This window comes from Enterococcus sp. AZ071 (assembly GCF_050499065.1).
GTDB lineage: Bacteria > Bacillota > Bacilli > Lactobacillales > Enterococcaceae > Enterococcus_A > Enterococcus_A ferrettii.
On record NZ_JBIPAS010000001.1, the window covers coordinates 880,440 to 900,515 of the forward strand.

Annotated in this window: 17 protein-coding genes; 12 read left to right on the plus strand and 5 right to left on the minus strand. The window is 38.7% G+C overall.

The window, feature by feature from the left end; all coding sequences use genetic code 11:
* Nucleotides 1-4: 4 nt before the first annotated feature.
* The 11 genes from IGI49_RS04300 (at nt 5) to holA (ending at nt 12,253) form a co-directional block, all read left to right on the plus strand.
* Nucleotides 5-3,430 (plus strand): pyruvate carboxylase, encoded by a 3,426-nt coding sequence (locus tag IGI49_RS04300; RefSeq protein WP_429963503.1) that lies wholly within the window; start codon nt 5-7, stop codon nt 3,428-3,430.
* A 12-nt stretch (nt 3,431-3,442) separates the two neighbouring features.
* Entirely contained in the window at nt 3,443-4,552 is a 1,110-nt protein-coding gene (locus IGI49_RS04305) for a CAP-associated domain-containing protein (RefSeq protein WP_429963504.1), read from the plus strand.
* A gap of 2 nt (nt 4,553-4,554) precedes the next feature.
* Nucleotides 4,555-4,980 (plus strand): YlbF family regulator, encoded by a 426-nt coding sequence (locus tag IGI49_RS04310; RefSeq protein ID WP_207703665.1) that lies wholly within the window; start codon nt 4,555-4,557, stop codon nt 4,978-4,980.
* Complete coding sequence (locus tag IGI49_RS04315; RefSeq protein ID WP_429963505.1) at nt 4,973-5,314, plus strand: YlbG family protein; 342 nt, start codon at nt 4,973-4,975, stop codon at nt 5,312-5,314. The genes IGI49_RS04310 and IGI49_RS04315 overlap by 8 nt, the downstream gene beginning before the upstream one ends.
* 146 nt (nt 5,315-5,460) lie before the next feature.
* Entirely contained in the window at nt 5,461-6,018 is a 558-nt protein-coding gene (gene rsmD / locus IGI49_RS04320; RefSeq protein ID WP_429963506.1) for a 16S rRNA (guanine(966)-N(2))-methyltransferase RsmD, read from the plus strand.
* Entirely contained in the window at nt 6,019-6,513 is a 495-nt protein-coding gene (coaD, locus tag IGI49_RS04325; RefSeq protein ID WP_429963507.1) for a pantetheine-phosphate adenylyltransferase, read from the plus strand.
* On the plus strand, nt 6,503-7,549 hold the full coding sequence (locus IGI49_RS04330; protein WP_429963508.1) for a SepM family pheromone-processing serine protease: 1,047 nt from the start codon (nt 6,503-6,505) through the stop codon (nt 7,547-7,549). Before coaD ends, IGI49_RS04330 begins: the two co-directional genes overlap by 11 nt.
* Before the next feature lie 273 nt (nt 7,550-7,822).
* The gene (locus tag IGI49_RS04335; RefSeq protein WP_429963509.1) at nt 7,823-8,446 is read left to right on the plus strand and encodes a helix-hairpin-helix domain-containing protein; all 624 of its coding nucleotides are present in this window, start codon (nt 7,823-7,825) and stop codon (nt 8,444-8,446) included.
* 26 nt (nt 8,447-8,472) lie between these two features.
* Entirely contained in the window at nt 8,473-8,964 is a 492-nt protein-coding gene (locus IGI49_RS04340; RefSeq protein ID WP_207703660.1) for a ComE operon protein 2, read from the plus strand.
* A gap of 2 nt (nt 8,965-8,966) precedes the next feature.
* Nucleotides 8,967-11,192 (plus strand): DNA internalization-related competence protein ComEC/Rec2, encoded by a 2,226-nt coding sequence (locus IGI49_RS04345; RefSeq protein WP_429963510.1) that lies wholly within the window; start codon nt 8,967-8,969, stop codon nt 11,190-11,192.
* Nucleotides 11,193-11,224: 32 nt separating this feature from the next.
* A complete protein-coding gene (gene holA, locus IGI49_RS04350; protein ID WP_429963511.1) occupies nt 11,225-12,253 on the plus strand; it encodes a DNA polymerase III subunit delta in 1,029 nt (342 codons plus the stop codon).
* A gap of 28 nt (nt 12,254-12,281) precedes the next feature.
* Here the strand turns inward: holA and rpsT are convergent, their stop codons facing one another.
* The 5 genes from rpsT to IGI49_RS04375 form a co-directional block, all read right to left on the minus strand.
* Entirely contained in the window at nt 12,282-12,536 is a 255-nt protein-coding gene (gene rpsT, locus IGI49_RS04355) for a 30S ribosomal protein S20 (protein WP_010758954.1), read from the minus strand.
* A 123-nt stretch (nt 12,537-12,659) separates the two neighbouring features.
* On the minus strand, nt 12,660-14,570 hold the full coding sequence (locus IGI49_RS04360) for a heavy metal translocating P-type ATPase (protein WP_429963512.1): 1,911 nt from the start codon (nt 14,568-14,570) through the stop codon (nt 12,660-12,662).
* Nucleotides 14,571-14,777: 207 nt separating this feature from the next.
* The gene (locus IGI49_RS04365) at nt 14,778-15,608 is read right to left on the minus strand and encodes an undecaprenyl-diphosphate phosphatase (protein WP_429963513.1); all 831 of its coding nucleotides are present in this window, start codon (nt 15,606-15,608) and stop codon (nt 14,778-14,780) included.
* A gap of 167 nt (nt 15,609-15,775) precedes the next feature.
* Complete coding sequence (locus IGI49_RS04370) at nt 15,776-16,480, minus strand: histidine phosphatase family protein (RefSeq protein WP_429963514.1); 705 nt, start codon at nt 16,478-16,480, stop codon at nt 15,776-15,778.
* A 17-nt stretch (nt 16,481-16,497) separates the two neighbouring features.
* Complete coding sequence (locus tag IGI49_RS04375; RefSeq protein ID WP_207703654.1) at nt 16,498-17,124, minus strand: MBL fold metallo-hydrolase; 627 nt, start codon at nt 17,122-17,124, stop codon at nt 16,498-16,500.
* Between the two features lie 271 nt (nt 17,125-17,395).
* On the opposite strand from IGI49_RS04375, the gene IGI49_RS04380 reads away from it, so the two are divergent.
* Nucleotides 17,396-19,747, plus strand: a complete 2,352-nt coding sequence (locus IGI49_RS04380; protein WP_429963515.1) for an ATP-dependent DNA helicase — start codon at nt 17,396-17,398, stop codon at nt 19,745-19,747.
* Nucleotides 19,748-20,076: the final 329 nt, after the last annotated feature.

Here is a 20,076-nt window from a genome sequence, read left to right on the forward strand (position 1 = left end):
GTTAATGAAAAAAGTTTTGGTGGCCAATCGTGGTGAAATCGCAACAAGAATCTTCCGTGCTTGCAGCGAATTAAATATTAAAACAGTCGGAATTTTTGCTGAAGAGGATACTTATTCAGTCCATCGCTTTAAAGCAGATGAAGCTTATTTGGTGGGACAAGGCAAGAAGCCGATTGATGCGTATTTAGATATTGAGGACATTATTCGTGTTGCTAAGGAAGCTGGTGCAGATGCAATCCATCCGGGATATGGATTTTTATCTGAAAACCTTGAGTTTGCCAAACGTTGTAAAGAAGAAGGACTTGTTTTTGTTGGCCCTTCTTTGCATCACCTAGATATTTTTGGTGATAAAATTAAAGCTAAAACTGCTGCCTTAGAAGCGGGGATTTCTTCAATTCCTGGTTCAGATGGCCCAGTTAAAACAATTGAAGATATTTTAGCTTTTGGTAATTCTCATGGCTATCCTATCATGATCAAAGCAGCATTAGGCGGCGGCGGTCGTGGTATGCGGGTTGCTCACGATGAGAAAGAAGCTAGAGAAGGCTATGAACGGGCAAAAAGTGAAGCTAAAGCAGCGTTCGGCAGCGACGAGGTATACGTTGAAAAATACATTGGCAATCCAAAACATATCGAGGTTCAAATTTTAGGAGACAGTCATGGGAATGTGCTGCATTTATTTGAACGCGACTGTTCAGTCCAACGTCGTCACCAAAAGGTTGTTGAGGTTGCTCCCTGTCTTTCATTGAGTGACGCACAACGAAAAGAAATTTGTGACGCCGCTGTTCAGTTGATGAAGCATGTTGGTTATATTAATGCTGGGACAGTTGAGTTCTTAGTTGAAGATGATGGGTTCTATTTCATTGAAGTAAACCCGCGGGTTCAAGTGGAACATACGATTACTGAAATGATCACAGGTGTAGATATTGTTACAACACAATTACTAATTGCTCAAGGGCAGGATTTGCACAATGACATTGGCTTACCTCAACAAGAAGATATTGAGATGAATGGTTCTGCAATCCAATGCCGTATTACAACGGAAGACCCATTAAACGGCTTTATGCCTGATACTGGTAAGATCGATACGTATCGTTCTCCAGGTGGATTTGGCGTACGTCTTGATGTTGGAAACGCTTATGCTGGTGCCGTAGTTACACCGCACTTTGATTCATTATTGGTCAAAGTATGTACCCATGCCTTGACCTTTGATCAAACAATTCAGAAAATGCAGCGTTGTCTGCGCGAATTTCGTATTCGTGGTGTTAAAACGAATGTTCCGTTTATGCATAACGTTATTAGTCATCCATTATTCCAAAGTGGTGATGCGAAAACAACGTTCATTGATAACACTCCAGAACTATTTGAATTTCCAAGAGTAAGAGACCGCGGCAACAAAACCATGCGTTATATCTCTGAAATTACAGTTAACGGCTTCCCAGGAATCGAAAAACAAGAGAAACGTTTCTTCGAAGCTCCTCGTATGCCTAAAAATCTTGAAATTAAGGAAATTGAAACAGCAAAACAAATTCTTGATACTAAAGGTCCTGAAGCAGTCGCTAGTTGGGTGAAGCAGCAGGAAAATGTTCTGTTAACAGATACTACATTCCGTGATGCTCACCAAAGTTTGTTGGCAACACGAGTTCGTACCAATGATTTCGTAAAAATTGCAAAAGCAACTGGTGATGCTCTCCCAGAGCTATTCTCTAGCGAAATGTGGGGTGGGGCAACCTTCGACGTGGCTTACCGTTTCCTGAGTGAAGATCCTTGGAAACGATTGAAATTATTACGCAAAGCGATGCCAAATACTTTGCTGCAAATGTTGTTCCGTGGTTCTAATGCGGTAGGATATTCGAACTACCCTGATAATGTAATCGAGGAATTTATTAAAGAGGCGGCTCATAACGGTGTTGATGTTTTCCGTATTTTCGACAGCTTGAACTGGTTGCCGCAAATGGAAAAAAGTATTCAAGTTGTTCGTGATTCAGGTAAAATTGCTGAAGCGGCAATTTGTTATACTGGTGATATCTTAGATCCAAATCGTCCGAAATACAACGTTCAATATTATAAAGATATGGCAAAGGCTTTGGAAGAGGCCGGTGCACATATCATTGCAATCAAAGATATGGCAGGGTTGCTTAAGCCTCAAGCTGCTTATCGCTTAATTAGCGAACTGAAGGAAACAACAGATCTTCCAATTCACTTGCATACTCATGATACAGCTGGTAATGGGATTATTACCTGCTCAGCAGCAGTCAAAGCTGGAGTGGACATTGTGGATGTGGCTATGAGTGCCATGAGTGGTGCGACTAGCCAACCAAGTATGAGTAGTTTATACTATGCTTTACAAAATGGCGGCCGCACTCCAGATATTGATTTAGCGAATGTTCAGCAATTGAATCATTATTGGGAAGATGTACGTCCTTACTATCGCAGTTTTGAAAATGGAATCGTAGCTGCTCAAACAGAGGTGTATCAGCATGAAATGCCTGGTGGACAATATTCTAACCTGCAGCAGCAAGCTAAAGCAGTTGGCTTAGGAGATCGCTGGGATGAAATTAAGGATGTTTATCATACAGTTAACATGATGTTTGGTGATATCGTTAAAGTTACTCCATCGTCTAAAGTTGTCGGAGATATGGCCTTGTTTATGGTGCAAAATAATCTGACAGAACAAGATATCTATGATCGTGGTGATGAATTAAGTTACCCAGACTCTGTTATCAGTTTGTTCCAAGGTGATTTAGGGCAACCAACAGGCGGTTTCCCAGAGAAGCTGCAAAAGATCATCTTGCAAGGACGACCAGCCCTAACGGAACGTCCAGGAGCTTCAGCAGCACCAGTTGATTTTGAAAAAGTAAAGGCTGAGCTAGCTGAGTTAATAGGATTTGAACCAAGCAAGACGGATGTGTTAAGCTACTTAATGTATCCACAGGTATTCTTGGATTATCAAAAATCTTACGCCCAATTTGGCGATGTAACCTTATTAGATACACCAACGTTCTTTGCTGGTATGCGTCTAGGGGAAACGATCAGCGTTCAGATTGAAAAAGGTAAAATGTTGATTATTCGTCTGGATGAAATAGGTGAAGCTGACATTGAAGGAAATCGCACCTTGTTCTTCAACTTGAACGGACAACGTCGTGAAATTAATGTGAAGGACTCTTCTATTAAGAGTTCTGTTCAAACAAAACGCAAAGCTGAACCTACCAATCGCGAACAGATTGGGGCAACGATGTCTGGTTCTGTTTTGAAGGTTTTAGTTAAAAAAGGCGAGCATGTTGAAAAAGGACAACCATTGATGGTTACTGAAGCCATGAAGATGGAAACCTCTATTGATGCCCGTTTTGACGGAGAAGTTGAGCATATTTATGTTGAAGAGGAAGAAAGTATCTCTTCAGGTGATTTATTAATTGAAGTAAAAGAAAAATAGGAGTGTAGAAAAGTGAAAAGAGCTCTTGGTTTCATTAGTATCTTAATCATCGTTTTGATCGGGTATTATGTGCAGCCGATACTCTTTCCACCTAATACCACGAATACGCCGGTCGAGCCTTCCAGTCGACCGGCTAAACGTAATTCTCTCAAACATGAGACTGTAGCAACGGCTGGCTGCGCTCAGTATGTTGGTTTACCTGTTAGTGAAATTGAACCTGATTTAGGGTCTCCAACAAAAATTGAATCAAGCGGATTTTTGTTTGAAATTCGGACGTATCCGATTGAAGGCGGATCTCTTCAGGTCAACGTGGTTGATGGCAATATTACTGCGATTAAAGTTATTGGTCAAGAGAACACAAACTCTCCATTTATTTTCGGTATGTCCAACAGTGACTTGGCAGAACAAATGACACTGTCTTCTAATTTTGCAGTGAATTACAACGATGAGCCAATTGATATTGAATTGACCGAAGATGATATGCGCTTTCGACCCTTGATTGCTTTTGATAATGGCACCTTTGCAATTCCGTTCTTTGATGGAACAAACGAGGAACTTTTTGCAGTGTCTTATTTGGATATTGAAACTTTGCTTCGCGTTATGCCTTATCGAATTCATAGTGGAAATCCGCTATCTTTTCAGGCTCAGGAAAACAACTTTGACTGGGTGCAGGTCAATCAACAAAAGGAGCAGCAACTGTTTGACGCGATTAATACGTATCGCTCTCTTAAAGATTTAACACCTTTCAGTATCAGTACAACAACAGTGACTGAAGGTAAAAACATGTTGGATAACTTTCTAGAACAACCGCAAAGTGTACTTTCCCGAAGTCGCCAAGACGAATGGGCTACTTCTGCCGAAGCACGAGCAGGTAATCTTTCATTTACACTAAGTGATAAGGAATTTCAAAAATTAGCTAAAAATCAACAAGTAAATCAAGAAGCGGGGCTATTCTATTCTCCGGTTATTGATCCTTGGTTCAGTCTATTTGAATGGATTAGTCAGGAACGTTGGGCTGACCGCTTTTCTGAAGAGACTGATTACCAGTTAAGCATTGCATTTAACCAGCAAAATGTGCTAGTCTTGTTACAGGAACCAGAACAAACGAAGGAAAGTGAATAACATTGATTATAGATGAGGCATTATTTTCCTTGGAGGATCAAACCCACCGTTTGATAGACTGTGTTAAAACTAGTCAGGTGTTTAAAAATTATTTAGCAAAAAAACAGCAAATGGATAGTTGTCCAGAAGTTAAGCGGCTGAAGCAAGAGTTTTTACGAGAAAAGGAACGCTTTGAACGAGTGGCTGATTACGGGGATTTCGCGCCAGATTATCTAGAGAAACAAAAAAGTGCTCGGCGTGCAAAACGTGCTTTAGATTTTAATGAAAATGTGGCACAATTTCGAGTAGCTGAAACTGATTTACAAACTTTATTGGATGAAATTAGTCAGACACTTGCTCAAACAGTTTCACCAGAGATTAAGGTCGACGCAGGAAATCCTTTTTTTGAAACAGGCAATCATCATTGTAAGGGGAACTGTCATGGATAATACAGAATTTACAGTACAAAAAAGACGCGGAATTGTTGTTTGGGTTTATTCCCTTAAACAATTGAAGACGTTGAAACGTTATGGCTTAATTCACTATGTATCACGTAAGATGAAATATGTAGTGCTATATGTGAATGAAGAAGCTTTAGAAGAATCTGAAGAAAAGCTCCAAGCACTTCACTTCGTTCGGCAGGTTGAACGATCTTACCGTCCTGACGTTGAGATGAACTTCGCAGATCGTATTGGTACAAAAGCGGCTTATCAGGTAAAAGAAGAAGAAGAATTAGATGTAGTAGAAGCAAATACGAAAATCCGATTGGCTGAGACAGTTTAAAAAAGATGAAAAATGTCTGATTTGATCAAACATTTTTCATCTTTTTCTTCTATAATGAATAACAGATTTGCGAAATAGTAGGAATCAACGATTCTATTTAGTCTGATGAGTAAGGATTCTTACAATAAGAGAAAGGATACCCAATTATGCGAGTGGTAGCAGGAGAGTTTGGCGGTCGAAAATTGAAGACTTTGCCAGGTAAAACAACCCGACCGACAACCGATAAAGTGAAAGGTGCCATGTTTAACATGACTGGGCCTTATTTTTCTGGCGGTAATGTGCTGGATCTTTTTGCAGGGAGTGGGTCATTAGCAATCGAAGCAGTGTCCCGTGGGATGGATCAAGCCTTCTTAGTAGAAAAGAATTTCCGAGCTATGGAAGTCATCAAAGAAAATGTAGCTATGACGAAAGAAGAGGCCAGCTTTCATCTGATGCAAATGCCGGCAAATAAAGCGATTCAGCAATTAATAGATAAAGACATTACCTTCGACTTAATCTTGTTAGATCCACCCTACGCTGAACAAGAGATCATTAAACAACTGACTGTTTTAGCTCAAGCAGGGTTAGTAGCTCCGGAGGCGATTGTTATTTGCGAAACCGACAAGGGTATTGAACTGCCTGAAAGAATAGAACAATTTATTCAAAGAAAACGGCAGCTTTATGGTTTAAGTGCAGTAACAATTTATGATTGGGAGGCTGAATAAATGAAGCGAATTGCTCTTTTTCCAGGAAGTTTTGATCCATTAACGATGGGCCATTTAGACACTATTGAGCGAGGTGCCCGACTGTTTGATGAATTGATCATTGGCATATTCGTAAATACAAGTAAAAAAAGTTTATTTACGGTTGAAGAAAGACTAGCTCTGGTTAAAGAATCAGTTGCTCATATTGAAAATGTTCGGGTAATCACTCAAGCCCGTAAGCTGACTGTTGAAGTCGCTGAAGATTTAGATGCGAGGTTTTTACTTAGAGGTATTCGCAGTATAAAAGATTACGAGTACGAGAAAGAAATTGCTCTTATGAATTCACATTTAGATTCACGGTTAGAAAGTGTTTTTTTACTTGCGTCACCTAAGTACAGCCATGTTAGCTCCAGTATATTAAAGGAAATCATGATATTTGATGGTAATGTGAAGGAATACCTTCCCAAACCAGTTTATGAAGCCTTAGAAAAGAAGCGTGAAAAATTTGAAAAATAAAAAAGCACCTATAAAAAAGCTGCTGACTCTCTTTGGAATTCTAGTTTTTGCAGCGTGTATGATTGTTCCAATTCCTTATTACGTAGAACAACCCGGTGAAACAATTGATTTGAAAGAACTCATTACGGTGAATGATCAAAAGGATAAACAGGATGGGTCTTTTAGTTTGACTTCGGTAGGTATCAGACGTGCGACAGCTTTTAGAGCACTAGTGGCTAATTTTAAACCTTTTGAGGAAGTAGTCTCTGCCGAGGAATTGACTGGTGGATCTTCAAATGAAGAATATGAACAAATGCAACAGTTTTACATGGAGTCTTCGCAAAATGCAGCGATTGAGCAAGCTCTAAAGTTGGCTGACAAGCCCTACAAATTAGAATACAAAGGGGTCTATGTATTAGGAGTGGAAAAAACATCTAATTTTGCTGATAAAGTTAGTGTTGGAGACACCGTGACCAAGGTGGATAATCAAAGTTTTACAAGCAGTGAAAAATTTATGGAATATGTGAAGAGTCAAAAAGTCGGTCAAGAAGTAACGATTACTTATACTCATAATGGTGAAACCAAAGAAGCAACTGAAAAGTTGATTGAATTGCCAAGCGATAAAAAACCGGGAATCGGAATTACTTTAACCGATCATACAGAAATAAAGTCGGATGAGAATATTGACATCAATGCTGGCAATATTGGTGGACCTTCAGCTGGATTGATGTTTACTTTAGAAATTTACGAACAGCTAGTAGGTAAAGACATCCGCCATGGCGAAAAAATCGCTGGAACAGGTACAATTAACTCTGAAGGTACGGTTGGTCGCATTGGCGGCATTGACAAGAAGGTAGCTAGTGCAGTCGAAAGCGGCACGAAAGTTTTCTTTGCCCCTGATGATGAAATTACTGATGAAATGAAGGAAGTTCAACCAGATATAAAAACGAATTACCAAGAAGCTAAAGCAGCAGCTAAAAAATTAGGAACAGACATGAAAGTTGTTCCAGTAAAAACGGTGCAGGATGCTTTGGACTACTTAGAAAAAATGAAGTAAGATAAACGTAGTTATGACAAAAGTGTCATAGCTACGTTTTTTATCTTTGAAAAAAAGTTGGCACCAATGATTCAAAATGCATTAAAATATTAAGCCTAGTCTGTCCAGCCAGACTTTTACTCACATTCCTCAGTCAGTATAATCAAACACCTTTGAGTTGTTACTGAGATCGTACAGGGTGATTCATTTTAATAAGATTAAGTAGGAAAAATCTTCTTTTTAAAAAGATTTTTCCTTTTCTTGCGTAACTTAAAAACAGAGAGGAGGAATTGCGTGAGAATTGAGCAGCAGCAAAAGAAAATGGCGATCCTCGCAGTTGGAGGTATATTGCTGTTTGTTTTACTATGGATTGTCCTACGTCCCTCGCAAGAGACAATTCGCGAAGAAATCCTATTTTCAACTGAAGAGACTAGTACAACTGTAAGCAGCAGCCAAGAACATTCAGAATGGTTTGTTGATTTAAAGGGGGCAATTCAGCAACCAGGAATGTACCGAATTAAAGAGGGGATGCGGTTAATGGATGTAATTGAACTGGCCGGAGGTTTTACTGATGAAGCAGATCAGAATCAAGTGAATTTAGCGAAACTTTTGGCCGATCAAGAAATTATTTATATCCCAAAAAATGGAGAAGAAATTCCTGTCGTGCAGCAAGCGACAGATAAAATTCCGGACTCACCCCAATCAACGACTAGTGATGCAGCGATAGAAAAAATCAATATCAATACAGCAGATGCTACACAATTGCAACAATTATCTGGAATCGGTGAAAAACGAGCCCAAGATATCATTCATTACCGAGAAGAAAACGGCAGCTTTCAATCGGTGGAAGATTTGATGAATGTTTCGGGGATCGGTCAAAAGACGCTTGAAAAATTACGTAACTCGATTACAATATAAGAAAGAAACAGGAGAGGAAGAAGAAATTGACCATTGAAAGAATTCCATGGGACCAATATTTTATGGCACAAGCAGTTTTACTATCTTTGCGCAGTACCTGTACGCGTTTAGAAGTTGGTGCTACTATTGTTCGCGACAAGCGGATTATTGCTGGAGGCTACAACGGTTCTGTAAGTGGCGATGTTCACTGTATCGATGAAGATTGTTACGTTGTCGATGGCCATTGTATTCGTACGATCCATGCTGAGATGAATGCTCTTTTGCAGTGTGCAAAGTTAGGAATTGCTACAGATCAAGCTGAGGTTTATGTAACGCATTTTCCTTGTTTACACTGTACGAAAGCATTGTTACAAGCAGGAATCAAAAAAATTCATTACTTGAAAGACTATCGTAATGATCCTTACGCCGTAGAATTAATTAGTCAGGTGGGTGCTAGTGCGCATCAGGTCCACCTTGAAAGCAAATATTTTGCCAAACTGCAATTAGGAGAAGATGCTGCCGTCTTTCCTGAAGAGTAAGCGTGAAGAATTACTATATTCTACCGATTTTAACGGCTGCCTTAATTGGGAGTTTATTCTACCAGATTCATTGGTTGTTAATTTTATTTTTAGTTGTATTATTGATTAGAATCTGCTGCATGAACAATCATAAGCTATTAGCTATGACTGTTTTGTGCAGCTTTTTTGTGGGTATTAGAACCTATTGCTATGTACAAAGCTTTCAACCCCTGTCAGAAAAAGTAGAGACGAAAGTACTAAAAGTTTTGGCTGATACAACAAGAGTTGAAGGGAACTCGCTACGTTTTATAAGCAAAGACAAAACTGGAAAATACCGAGTTTACTATCGGCTAAAAAGCCAAGAAGAGCAACAAATTTGGCTACAAGAACAACCACCTGAACATGTTTTAGTAAGCGGCAGCTTTTCTGAAGCCGATCCCGCTCGTAATTTACATGGATATAATGGCTGGCAAAATGATCGAAGTTTAGGAATCGCAGGAAACATACAAGCTGATTCGCTGGACACGAAACGTACTGACAGTTTCTCATTCGCTAAGATACGCTATTATTTGATTTTTCATACTGGCAAGGTTTTTCCTGAACGATTAGCCAGTTATTTAAATGCATTGGTAGTGGGCCACAAGGATGAGAATTTTGAAGAATTTACCGTAGGTTACCAATTAAGTGGTTTGTTGCATTTGTTTACTTTGTCCGGTTTGCACATTCAGTTTTATTTAGGCGGCTTACATCTATTGCTGATTCGGTGCAAACTGGTGCGAGAATCTCGCCTAGCTATTTTGACTTTAGCTGGCTTGGCGATCATTTTCTTATGTGGAGGGGGAGCCAGTATTTTACGAGCAGTATTTAGCTACCTTATTGGCATGGCTTGTTTGACTTTTGGCTGGAAAATTTCAGGATTGGATCGATGGGGAATTATGCTACTGCTTTTGCTGCTGTGGCGACCACTAGTATTTTACTCAATTGGTGGCCGATTGAGTTTGTTCTTCTCGTTTTTATTATTGTATCTACCTCATTTATCGGACAATCGTTGGCTACAGAGTCTGTTGTTTCCTTTTTTAGCGTTTCCATTATTGCTGTTTGAGTTTTCTGAATGGTCATTGGTTGCAGGATTCTTTACTTTATTGTTATTGCCGATTTTCAATTGGCTAATTTTACCTGGAAGCTTGTGCTTATTTTTTGCTAGTTTTCTGTTTCCATTGCCTACTGTTCTTTTACGCCTATTCGAAGATATTTTTATTCTGCTGGAAAAAGCCCTGCTTTTTGGCAACATACCGCCTATAGTAATTGGCAAGCCAAGTTTTCTTCTGTTAATGCTGTTGATTTTATTGGTGTTAGGATTGATTCATCAACTAAAAAAGCGACAAACTATTTTGAAGCTAATAATTTTGATTGTTTGTTTAGTTCTGTCTATTCCCTTTTCTAGTCGTGGTCTAGTAGCCTTTATTGATGTGGGACAAGGAGACAGTATTTTTATTAAACTACCCTTTCATGGAGAAACCTTTCTAATTGATACCGGTGGGCGATTGATCTTCAAGCAAGAGAAATGGCAAAAGCGACAAAACAAATCACTCTCTGATTATACTATTTTACCCTTTATAAAGGGAGAAGGTTATAAGTCTATCGATCACCTAATTATTACACACAACGATGCAGATCACATGGGAGAGCTGTTAAACGTAACAGAAAAACTGATAGTAAAGAATTTATATATTGGCAAGGGATCAGAACAGGATATTCTCCCCATACTTAATAGAATGAGTCATCAACCAAAAATTCATCTAATCAAAAGGGGAGACGTGATCGGAAAAAAATTAAAGATATCTATCCTTTCGCCTGAAAGCAGTGATGGTAGCAACAATGACTCACTGGTCACCTATTTTTCTGTTCCAGAAAAAAGTTTTTTGTTAACTGGAGACTTGGAAAAAGAGGGAGAGGCCACTTTGCTTAAACTGTATCCTCAACTTAAGGCAGATATTTTCAAGGTAGGACACCATGGCAGTAATACCTCCACAAGCCCTGAACTCTTACATCAACTTCAGCCAGAAAGCGCGATTATTTCCGTCGGGAAAAATAATCGGTATGGTCATCCAGTGCCGGAAACGTTAGCGACATTATCAGAATCAAAAACGGCAATCTATAGAACCGATCAACAAGGAATGATCTACTACGAATGGCAGCCTTTCAGCAAAGAAAAAAATTTAAAAACCATGATAGCTTTTCTGGAATAATCGTGGTAGCATAAAACAGCGGGAGGAAAGCCATGAATACACAAGAAGCACTTCAAGCCATTCGTAGCCAAGCGTTGCAGCCGATTTATCTAATTACAGGAACAGAGGATTATCTTCAGCAGGAATTACGTCGAGCCTTCATGGAGCGGATGAGAGCAGATGATTTGGAGGAATTAAACTTCATGTCCTTTGATATGGAAGAGAATACTTTGGACCAAGTCGTGGGAGAAGCCGAATCTATGCCCTTTTTTGGAGACTATCGGATGGTTTTTATTGAGAAACCTTACTTCTTAACTGGTGAGAAGAAGAATTCTGCACCAGAACAGGATATCGATGCACTGCTAAATTACTTGAAAACACCATTGGATTCGACTATCTTGGTTATTTGGGCCAGCTATCCTAAATTAGATGCTCGTAAAAAAATTACTAAAGTCTTAAAAAAACAGGCATTAATAATTGATGCTGCACCACTGCAAGAAGGAGATTTGCGTAATTTTCTGCAGCGTTATATCGGAAACGAAGGTGTTAAGATATCACGTGAGGCGTTTGATTTATTTCTACGATTGACGGACTTTGATTTGTCAAAGGCGATGAATGAATTAAATAAGCTATTGCTGTTTGTTGGAGAGGGCGGAACAATTACGCTGCAGCAAGTAGAGGATTTAGTTCCAAAAACACTAGAGCATAACGTTTTTGAACTGACAGAACAGGTACTGAAAGGTAATGCTGCGAAAGCCTATCAGACTTACGAAGAATTGCATATTCAAGGAGAAGAAACAATCAAATTGAATGCTATTTTAATCGGTCAGGTTCGCTTGCTGCTGCAAACGAAAATTCTACAAAAGATTGGCTATCAGCAGGCTAATATTGCTGAAACATTAGGAATTCATCCTTATCGAATCAAACTGGCGATGCAGCAAGTAGCCAAATTTCCTTTAACTGTTTTATCAGATATGTATGATCAGCTGGTAGAAAATGATTATCAAGTAAAAATCGGTCAATTGGATAAGGAGCTGGCTTTTCAGCTATTTATACTCAAAACGACTGCTAAAATCAAATAAAAAAACCGATCAAAATGATCGGTTTTTATTATTTAGCTAATTCACGTGCTAAGCGTGCTTTGTCGCGGTTTGCTTTGTTTTTATGGATCAATCCTTTTGATTCAGCCATATCAATTGCTTTTACAGCTGCTTTATGAAGCTCGTTAGTATTTTCAGCTCCTGCTGCCACAGCTTCTTCAAATTTCTTGATAGTTGTGCGCATTGCGCTCATTTGTGAAGAGTTTTTTGCACTTGCGTTTTCGCTTGTGCGTACACGTTTAATTGCAGATTCAATGTTTGGCATGGGTTTCACCTCCGAATTCAGTCTTATACGGAAAATCCGTACAATTCAACATTACTCATTATACATAAAGCCTTGTCGCAATGCAATAAAATCGTGACAAGTTTTTTTCCTTAACAGAAAAGATCAATGAGAATGATTGGACTGATACAACGGACAATCATTACAATTTTGCGAACGGTCAGAGTGAACTACTTCTTTTAACGGTAGTAACAGCCGCAAACCATTAAAAATGACCAAAATAGTGCTTCCTTCATGTCCCACAACGCCTAAAGGCAAACTTAAGAATTGTGTAAAGTTACTGATGATCAAAAGAGCAATCACTGTTAACGAAAAGACAATATTCTGTTTTACTACTCGTTTTAGTTTCTTTGCTAGTCGATGGCTGTAAGCTAATTTCTCTAAATCGTTCTTGATCAGTACAATATCAGAAACATCCATGGCCACATCAGTTCCTTGACCCATAGCAACACCTATTGTAGCTGTAGCTAAGGCTGGCGCATCATTGATTCCATCTCCGACCATAGCATTTACTCCATATTCTTCTTTTTGCCTTTGAATAAATTCAGTTTTTTCAGCAGGCAGACAGTTCGCGTGGTAATCATCGATACCTGTTGCTTCTGCTACATAAGCGGCTGAACCCTCATTATCGCCAGTTAACATGATCGTATGGATATTCTGCTCCTTAAAGTAAGCAATAACATTTTCTGTGCCAGATTTAGGCAGATCAATTAATCCAAGCAGAGCAACCAAATGATCATCTTTTGAAAGAAAGATGACTGTTTTACCGTCATCTCTTAATTGTTCAATTGCTGCTTCCGCTGTTGATCCTCTCTGGTAAGCATGCTTTCCGAGCTTCCAAGTTGAGCCTCCGTAAACTGTTTCTAATCCTGTTCCCGCTTTTTCTTCTACGCGAAGTTCGGTAATACGTTCTTCTGCGTGGAAAAATTGAAGGATAGCTAGAGCAAGAGGATGCGTTGAATGAGATTCCATAGAGACCAACATCCTTGGAATCATTGGATCTTCGATTAATTGTTTATAGTCGGTTACTCTTGGCTTGCCACGAGTCAACGTTCCCGTTTTATCAAAAGAAATTGCTCGCAAATCTGCTAAACGTTCCAGTTCTTTCCCTGATTTAAAAAGCACTCCTTTTTTCGCACCGTTGGAGATGGCTGAAAGTGTAGCTGGAGTAGCCGAAGCAACTAAGGCACAAGGAGAAGCTACTACTAGTAAAACCATCCCTCGATAAAAGCTCTCTTGAAAACTCCACCCAATCAAAAAGTAAGTAAGCAAAATCATCAGAGGCACAGCAATTAAAACAACTTTTACATAGACATTCTCAATTTTTCCTATAAAACCAGCTGTTTCACTTTGTTCGTTTTGAGCATGTTCAACTAACTTGATGATTTGAGCGAATAAGGTCTCGTCACTAGTTTTGGTCACCTTCATTTTAAATGCATTCCCTGTATTGATTGTTCCGCCAAAAACATCATCGTTGGGTTCCTTTTCAACTGGAACCGATTCGCCAGAAATAGCTGATTCATCAATTGTAGTACTGTGATTTAATAAAATTCCATCGATAGGAATCGCACTTCCTTTTGCTACAAAGACCAAGTCATCTACCTGCAGCTCGCTTACATCCACTTCAATCTGTTCACCTGTCTCAGAGATTCGAACGGCTTTAGTTGGTGACAAATTCATCAATGCAGTAATTTCCTTCGTACTTTTATTTGTCGCATATTCTTCTAATGCACCACTCAGACAGAAAATAAAGGTCAGCATAGCACCCTCAAACCAATTACCAATTAAGCAGGCACCAATCGCAGCTAATGCCATCAATAAGTCAACATTTAACGTACGATCATTCCATAATTCTAAAATACCTTCAGTTGTTTGTTTCCATCCGCCCAATACGATAGCAGCCACGTACAAGATTGGATAATAAGTCATGTTAGTCATTTCGATCATTTTGCCGAAAATTAGTAAAATAAGACAGAAAAGGGTAGAGAGAAACGCTTGTTTTTCTTCTTTACTCATTTTTCATCCTCCTCTCTACTTTATCCTAGCATATCTAAATGCTAATTGATAATAAAAATAGCCAATTGAGAATGAAAGTAATTATCAATTAGAAAAGGGGCGTAATTCAGGATTTATAAAAGAACAAGAGGTATAATTATTCTAAACTAAATTAGTTGAAAAACAGAATAAAAAAACTGCAAACAGTGAATGTTTGCAGCAATTATTTTACATGGCTATTAGCCAGTAGCCGATTAAAATGATTCCTAGAATAATTCGGTACCAACCGAAGATGGTGAAGTCATTGCGTTTAATATAATCCAATAAGAATTTGATAGCTACAATCGAAACAGCAAAGGCTGTCGCCATGCCCACTAGCAAAATGATAATTTGAGCAAAATCAAAAGAGTTGCCATTCATTAAGAATTTGAGGATCTTCAAACCGCTAGCACCAAACATAACAGGAATTCCTAAGAAGAATGAGAATTCAGTCGCAACAAAGCGTGAGGATCCGATTAGAATCGCGCCTAGAATAGTTGCTCCAGAGCGAGAAGTGCCAGGAACCAATGACAAGACTTGGAAAAAACCGACGATTAGAGCTGCTTTATAAGTAAAGTCATTCAAGCTAGTACATTTCGGCGTTTTCGTTTTATTGTGGCGTTCTACTACAATAAAAGCAATCCCGTAGACAATCAGCATAATCGCAACCGGTAGGAATTTGTGGAAATGTGCATCAAGAAAGTCATCCAGCAGCAAGCCGAGAACAGCAGCTGGGATACAAGCAACGACAACCTTTGACCACAGAGTCCAGGTTTCAGTTTTCTCTACTTGATTTTTCTTGCCAGAAAAGGGATTCAATTTGTCAAAGAATAGAACGACAACGGCTAAAATAGCTCCTAATTGAATTACAACATTGAACATTTCAGTAAATGCAGGACTAACGTCCATTTTGATGAATTCATCCACCAAAATCAAATGTCCTGTTGAAGAGATCGGCAGCCATTCGGTGATACCTTCGACAATACCGAGTATAATTGCTTTGAAAATATTAATAAGCATGTATTTATTCCTTTCTGATTAATGACATAGATAAGTATACCGTTTCATTACCTGAAAAACCATTGAAATAAAAGAAAGGTTTTTTTAAGATTCCTTCATTTATTGAAAATATTTCTCTTAAAAACACAAAAACAGGAACCAAATCGGCTCCTGTAACGAAGTATTAATTAATCATTTGCCTTATCAGCAATCGTTTTACCACGTTCAAGGTAGCTGATATCGTTAATGGCACGAATAGTAAATTTACCATCCTGATACTTCACACGGTTGATGCTACCGTTCAACAGATTAGCACGTACAGGCTGTTTACTGTCAATCAAGCTTAATAAGAAAGCAATCGTTAGACCATGAGATACGATTAAAACATTTCCTCCTCCGTCTTTTTCACGACGTTGAGCAATGTCTTCGAATCCATTCCAAACACGAGCTCTTAGCTTTTCATAAGGTTCTGCCCAGTTAGCAGTATCCGCACCTACAACAGCATCAGCGATTTCCTTAAAAGTAACTTCGGTAGCGAATAGGTCATCCTCTGTCTTGAAGTTTAAAACACGGGGAAGAACACCCCACATCTCAGCATCGTAAGCACCTTCTAATGAGCCAAAGCACCATTCACGAATCCTTGGGTCCACATGATAAGGCAAGTCTTTGCCATCTGGATGCTCACCGAGTAGAATACGCATTGTTTCAATCGCACGACCAGAATCACTTGAATAAGCTTCTTCAAATTTAGTATCTTGTAAACCTAAACCAACATATTGAATACCATCTCGTCCAGTCGGTGTTAACGGTGTATCACACCAGCCTTGTACACGTTCTAAAGTGTTAAACATTGTTTTCCCATGACGTACAATATAAAGATTTGTCTCTTTCATCTTATTACCTCCATTTTTTAATTAAAGAAAGGATTTGTATCTATTTCATGTCCTATCGTGGTTGCTTCGCCATGTCCTGGATAAGCAGGCAACTCTCTAGGCAAAGTGAATAGATAGGTCTTGATACTGTATAGCAATTGCTGCAGATCACCTGTATAAAGATCAGTTCGGCCGATACTCCCTTTAAATAAAGCATCGCCAACCACAACAAAATCGTCAAAGATAAAGCTGACACTACCAATTGAGTGACCAGGTGTTGGAACAACTTCAAAGGTCATTCCACCAATTTCATATTTTTTTAATTCAAATTCATATTCAGCTGGCTGCACAATCAGATCAGGCATATTTCGATGGCTGTCTAATCCTGAAAGGTTGTAGATTGGGTTGCCTAACCATTCTTGTTCTAAAGCACTCACATACACCGGCACCTTGTATAAATTACGTAATTGCTCTACTGCACCAATATGATCATAGTGAGTGTGAGTCAATAAAATAGCTACGGGCTTGCGACCAGTTCGTTTTATTTCGTTTGCAATACGATCACCCTCTGACCCTGGATCAACAATCAGCAAGTTGTTTTGATTATAAACTAGGTAGCAGTTTTCTTGCGCTGCACCTGTCACGAGTCCTTCAATATGGATCATGTTTTCCCTCCTAACATTCTTTTACATTATACATGAAAATAGTAAAAAAGTGGGGTTCGACTGTTTTTTATTCCTACAAGCTACAGCAACTGAAGATTGGAACTAAAGGCCTATAAGAAATCAACTTAATTGTTGAATACTAGAAAGGACAAAGATTGAGAGATTGGTATACTTTAGTAGGCATAATGAAATTTTTTTAGTATAGAAAGAGACTACTTGACGACAAGCAAAAAATCTTCTATTGTGAAAAGGCACGAAAAGAGGTGAGAACGTGTCCATAAAAAAAATCGCCGTAAGAAGCTTAGTGGAATTTATTTTGCGTAGCGGCAGTATTGATGAAGGAAAAAATAGCAGTCATACCGCTCAAGAAGGTGCTCGAATCCATCGCAAGCTGCAGAAGGCAGCGGGAGAAAAATACCAAAAAGAGGTATGGTTGAAAAAACAATTGCCCATTGCTGGCATCGATGTACAAATCGAAGGTCGAGCAGACGGCATTTTTATAGAAAATGATTTAACTATCATTGATGAGATAAAAACTTCGGAAACACCCTTTGAAGAGGTTGAAAAAGGGATTGTCGATTTATATTTTTATCAGGCAATGGTTTATGCTTATATTTATGCTGAGCAAGAGGAATTAGATCAAATTGGTACTCGGCTAACTTATTTTCAGACTGTTGAGGAACAAATTACTTCTCGCATTCGAACCTTCAGTTTTGAAGAACTTCGCACGTTTTTTAATGATTTAGTCGAAAAATATGAAGGATGGTTGGTTTTCCAAACCGAGTGGCGAGAGACACGCAATCAGTCCTTAAAGGAAATGCAATTCCCTTTTCCAGAGTATCGAGCAGGCCAAAGGGAATTGGCTGGGGCGGTTTACAAGACGATTGCTGCCCAGCAAAAATTATTTGTAGAGGCTCCTACCGGGATTGGCAAAACTATGTCCTCCTTATTTCCCGCCTTCAAGGGAATAGGGGAGGAACTAGGAGAGCGCATTTTCTATCTGACCGCAAAAACTATTACTCGCCAAGTGGCAGAGGAAACAGTTGGCAAACTGGCTAAAAAAGACGCTCGCGTAAAAAGTGTTACACTAACAGCTAAGGATAAAATTTGTTTTTTAACCGAACGCAATTGTACTCCAGAGCATTGCCCCTTTGCTAAGGGATACTATGATCGAGTAAATGATGGCCTGTGGGATATGCTTCACCATGAAGACCAATATACTCGGCCGGTGATTGAAGAATATGCACGCAAGCATGAGTTATGTCCATTTGAACTATCTTTGGATGTTAGTCGTTTTAGTGATTTAGTAATTGGAGACTACAATTATTTGTTTGATCCAACGGTCTATTTGCGTCGCTTTTTTGAAGAAGAAGATAAAAGTAATATTGTTTTAGTAGATGAGGCCCACAATTTAGTTAATCGTTCTAAAGAGATGTATTCTGCAGCTATCTCCCGACAGCGAATCTATGACGTTGGCCAGCAACTAAACAAGAAACAAAAAAAACTACGAAATGCATTTAATCGTGTAGATAATGAGTTTGAATTAATTAATCAATTATTGGAAGAAAAAAAGGTTACCTATTTTCATCAGCCAGCTGCTGCAGAAGCTTTACTAAATCGTTTATTTCAGCTTCAAGAACTAATGAAGGAATGGTTGGCTGAAAATGCCGAAGATCCGTTACAAGAAAAAATATTGACAGTTTATTTTGATATTATTCGCTATACTCGAATGGGTGAGTTGTACGATGATCATTACGAAACCACGATAGAAGTGAAAAACTATGACCTGATCGTTAAGGAATATTGCATCGATCCTTCATGGTTCTTACAGCAAACGATGGAAAAGGTTGGCAGCACAACACTTTTTTCAGCTAGTTTTTCCCCTCTTGATTACTATAAAGATGTTTTAGGCGGAGAGGAAGGTAATTTGACCTATCGCTTACCAAGTCCGTTTCCACCAGAGAATCAATTGATAATTGTAGATGCTCATATTCAAACAACTTATCGTATGCGTGAGCAAAGTCTACCGCAAATTGTCGAAGCAATACATGCGTTAATCAAAACTAAAACTGGAAATTATATGGTTTTCTTCCCATCTTTCAAGTATTTAGACGACGTGGCAGATGAATTTCTAAAGGTTTATCCTGAATATCAAGTGAGTATTCAAGGTTCTAAGCTTGATGAAACTGAAAGAGAGGCATTTTTAGAAAAATTCCAAGAATCACCAGCAGAAACAATGATTGCTTTTTGTGTGCTAGGTGGTATTTTTTCAGAGGGTATTGATTTGGTAGGTGAGCGACTGAGTGGTGCAATTGTGGTAGGTGTGGGATTACCGCAAGTGAACCACGAACAAGAGTTAATTAAAGAGTATTACGATGAAAAAAAGAATGCTGGTTTCAGCTATGCGTATCAATTGCCAGGTATGAATAAAGTTATTCAAGCAGCTGGGCGTGTCATTCGAACTATGTCTGATCGAGGGATTGTGCTTTTGCTAGATCAGCGCTACACTAACCCGCATTACAGAAAACTTTTGCCAACTAATTGGAAAGAACGAAAAATTATTCGCACAACACAAGAAATTACACAATTAGCAGAAAAATTTTGGGAAAATGGATGCAGCTAACCTGTATCCATTTTTTTGTACTATAAATGAATGGTCTTTTTATAAAGTACGTCGTTTCTTGTATTTTATCCAATTTTTTATCAGTAATCTTTCATTAAAACAACCTAAAATTCATAATCCGTGTCCACAGAAGCTCAAAGGTACAAATGTTCTTTAATTTATTGAAATGATTAATCTGACTAAACCATAATACTAACATTTTTACATATTGATTAGATGTCTAAAGATGTATTTTAGTTCTAAGCGGCTAGAAATTGGTAGTCCTAAAATTCGTTTGTATCTTTTTCAACTATGATAAAATTAGAGAGGTTTTTATACGCTGATATAGT

What these genes read in the sequence shown, in the direction of transcription:
- rsmD (WP_429963506.1), top strand. Translation starts at nt 5,461, where the DNA reads ATGCGAGTGGTAGCAGGAGAGTTTGGCGGTCGAAAATTGAAGACTTTG.
- coaD (WP_429963507.1), top strand. Translation starts at nt 6,019, where the DNA reads ATGAAGCGAATTGCTCTTTTTCCAGGAAGTTTTGATCCATTAACGATG.
- holA (WP_429963511.1), top strand. Translation starts at nt 11,225, where the DNA reads ATGAATACACAAGAAGCACTTCAAGCCATTCGTAGCCAAGCGTTGCAG.
- IGI49_RS04300 (WP_429963503.1), top strand. Translation starts at nt 5, where the DNA reads ATGAAAAAAGTTTTGGTGGCCAATCGTGGTGAAATCGCAACAAGAATC.
- IGI49_RS04370 (WP_429963514.1), bottom strand. Translation starts at nt 16,480, where the DNA reads ATGAAAGAGACAAATCTTTATATTGTACGTCATGGGAAAACAATGTTT.
- IGI49_RS04315 (WP_429963505.1), top strand. Translation starts at nt 4,973, where the DNA reads ATGGATAATACAGAATTTACAGTACAAAAAAGACGCGGAATTGTTGTT.
- IGI49_RS04360 (WP_429963512.1), bottom strand. Translation starts at nt 14,570, where the DNA reads ATGAGTAAAGAAGAAAAACAAGCGTTTCTCTCTACCCTTTTCTGTCTT.
- IGI49_RS04365 (WP_429963513.1), bottom strand. Translation starts at nt 15,608, where the DNA reads ATGCTTATTAATATTTTCAAAGCAATTATACTCGGTATTGTCGAAGGT.
- IGI49_RS04375 (WP_207703654.1), bottom strand. Translation starts at nt 17,124, where the DNA reads ATGATCCATATTGAAGGACTCGTGACAGGTGCAGCGCAAGAAAACTGC.
- rpsT (WP_010758954.1), bottom strand. Translation starts at nt 12,536, where the DNA reads ATGCCAAACATTGAATCTGCAATTAAACGTGTACGCACAAGCGAAAAC.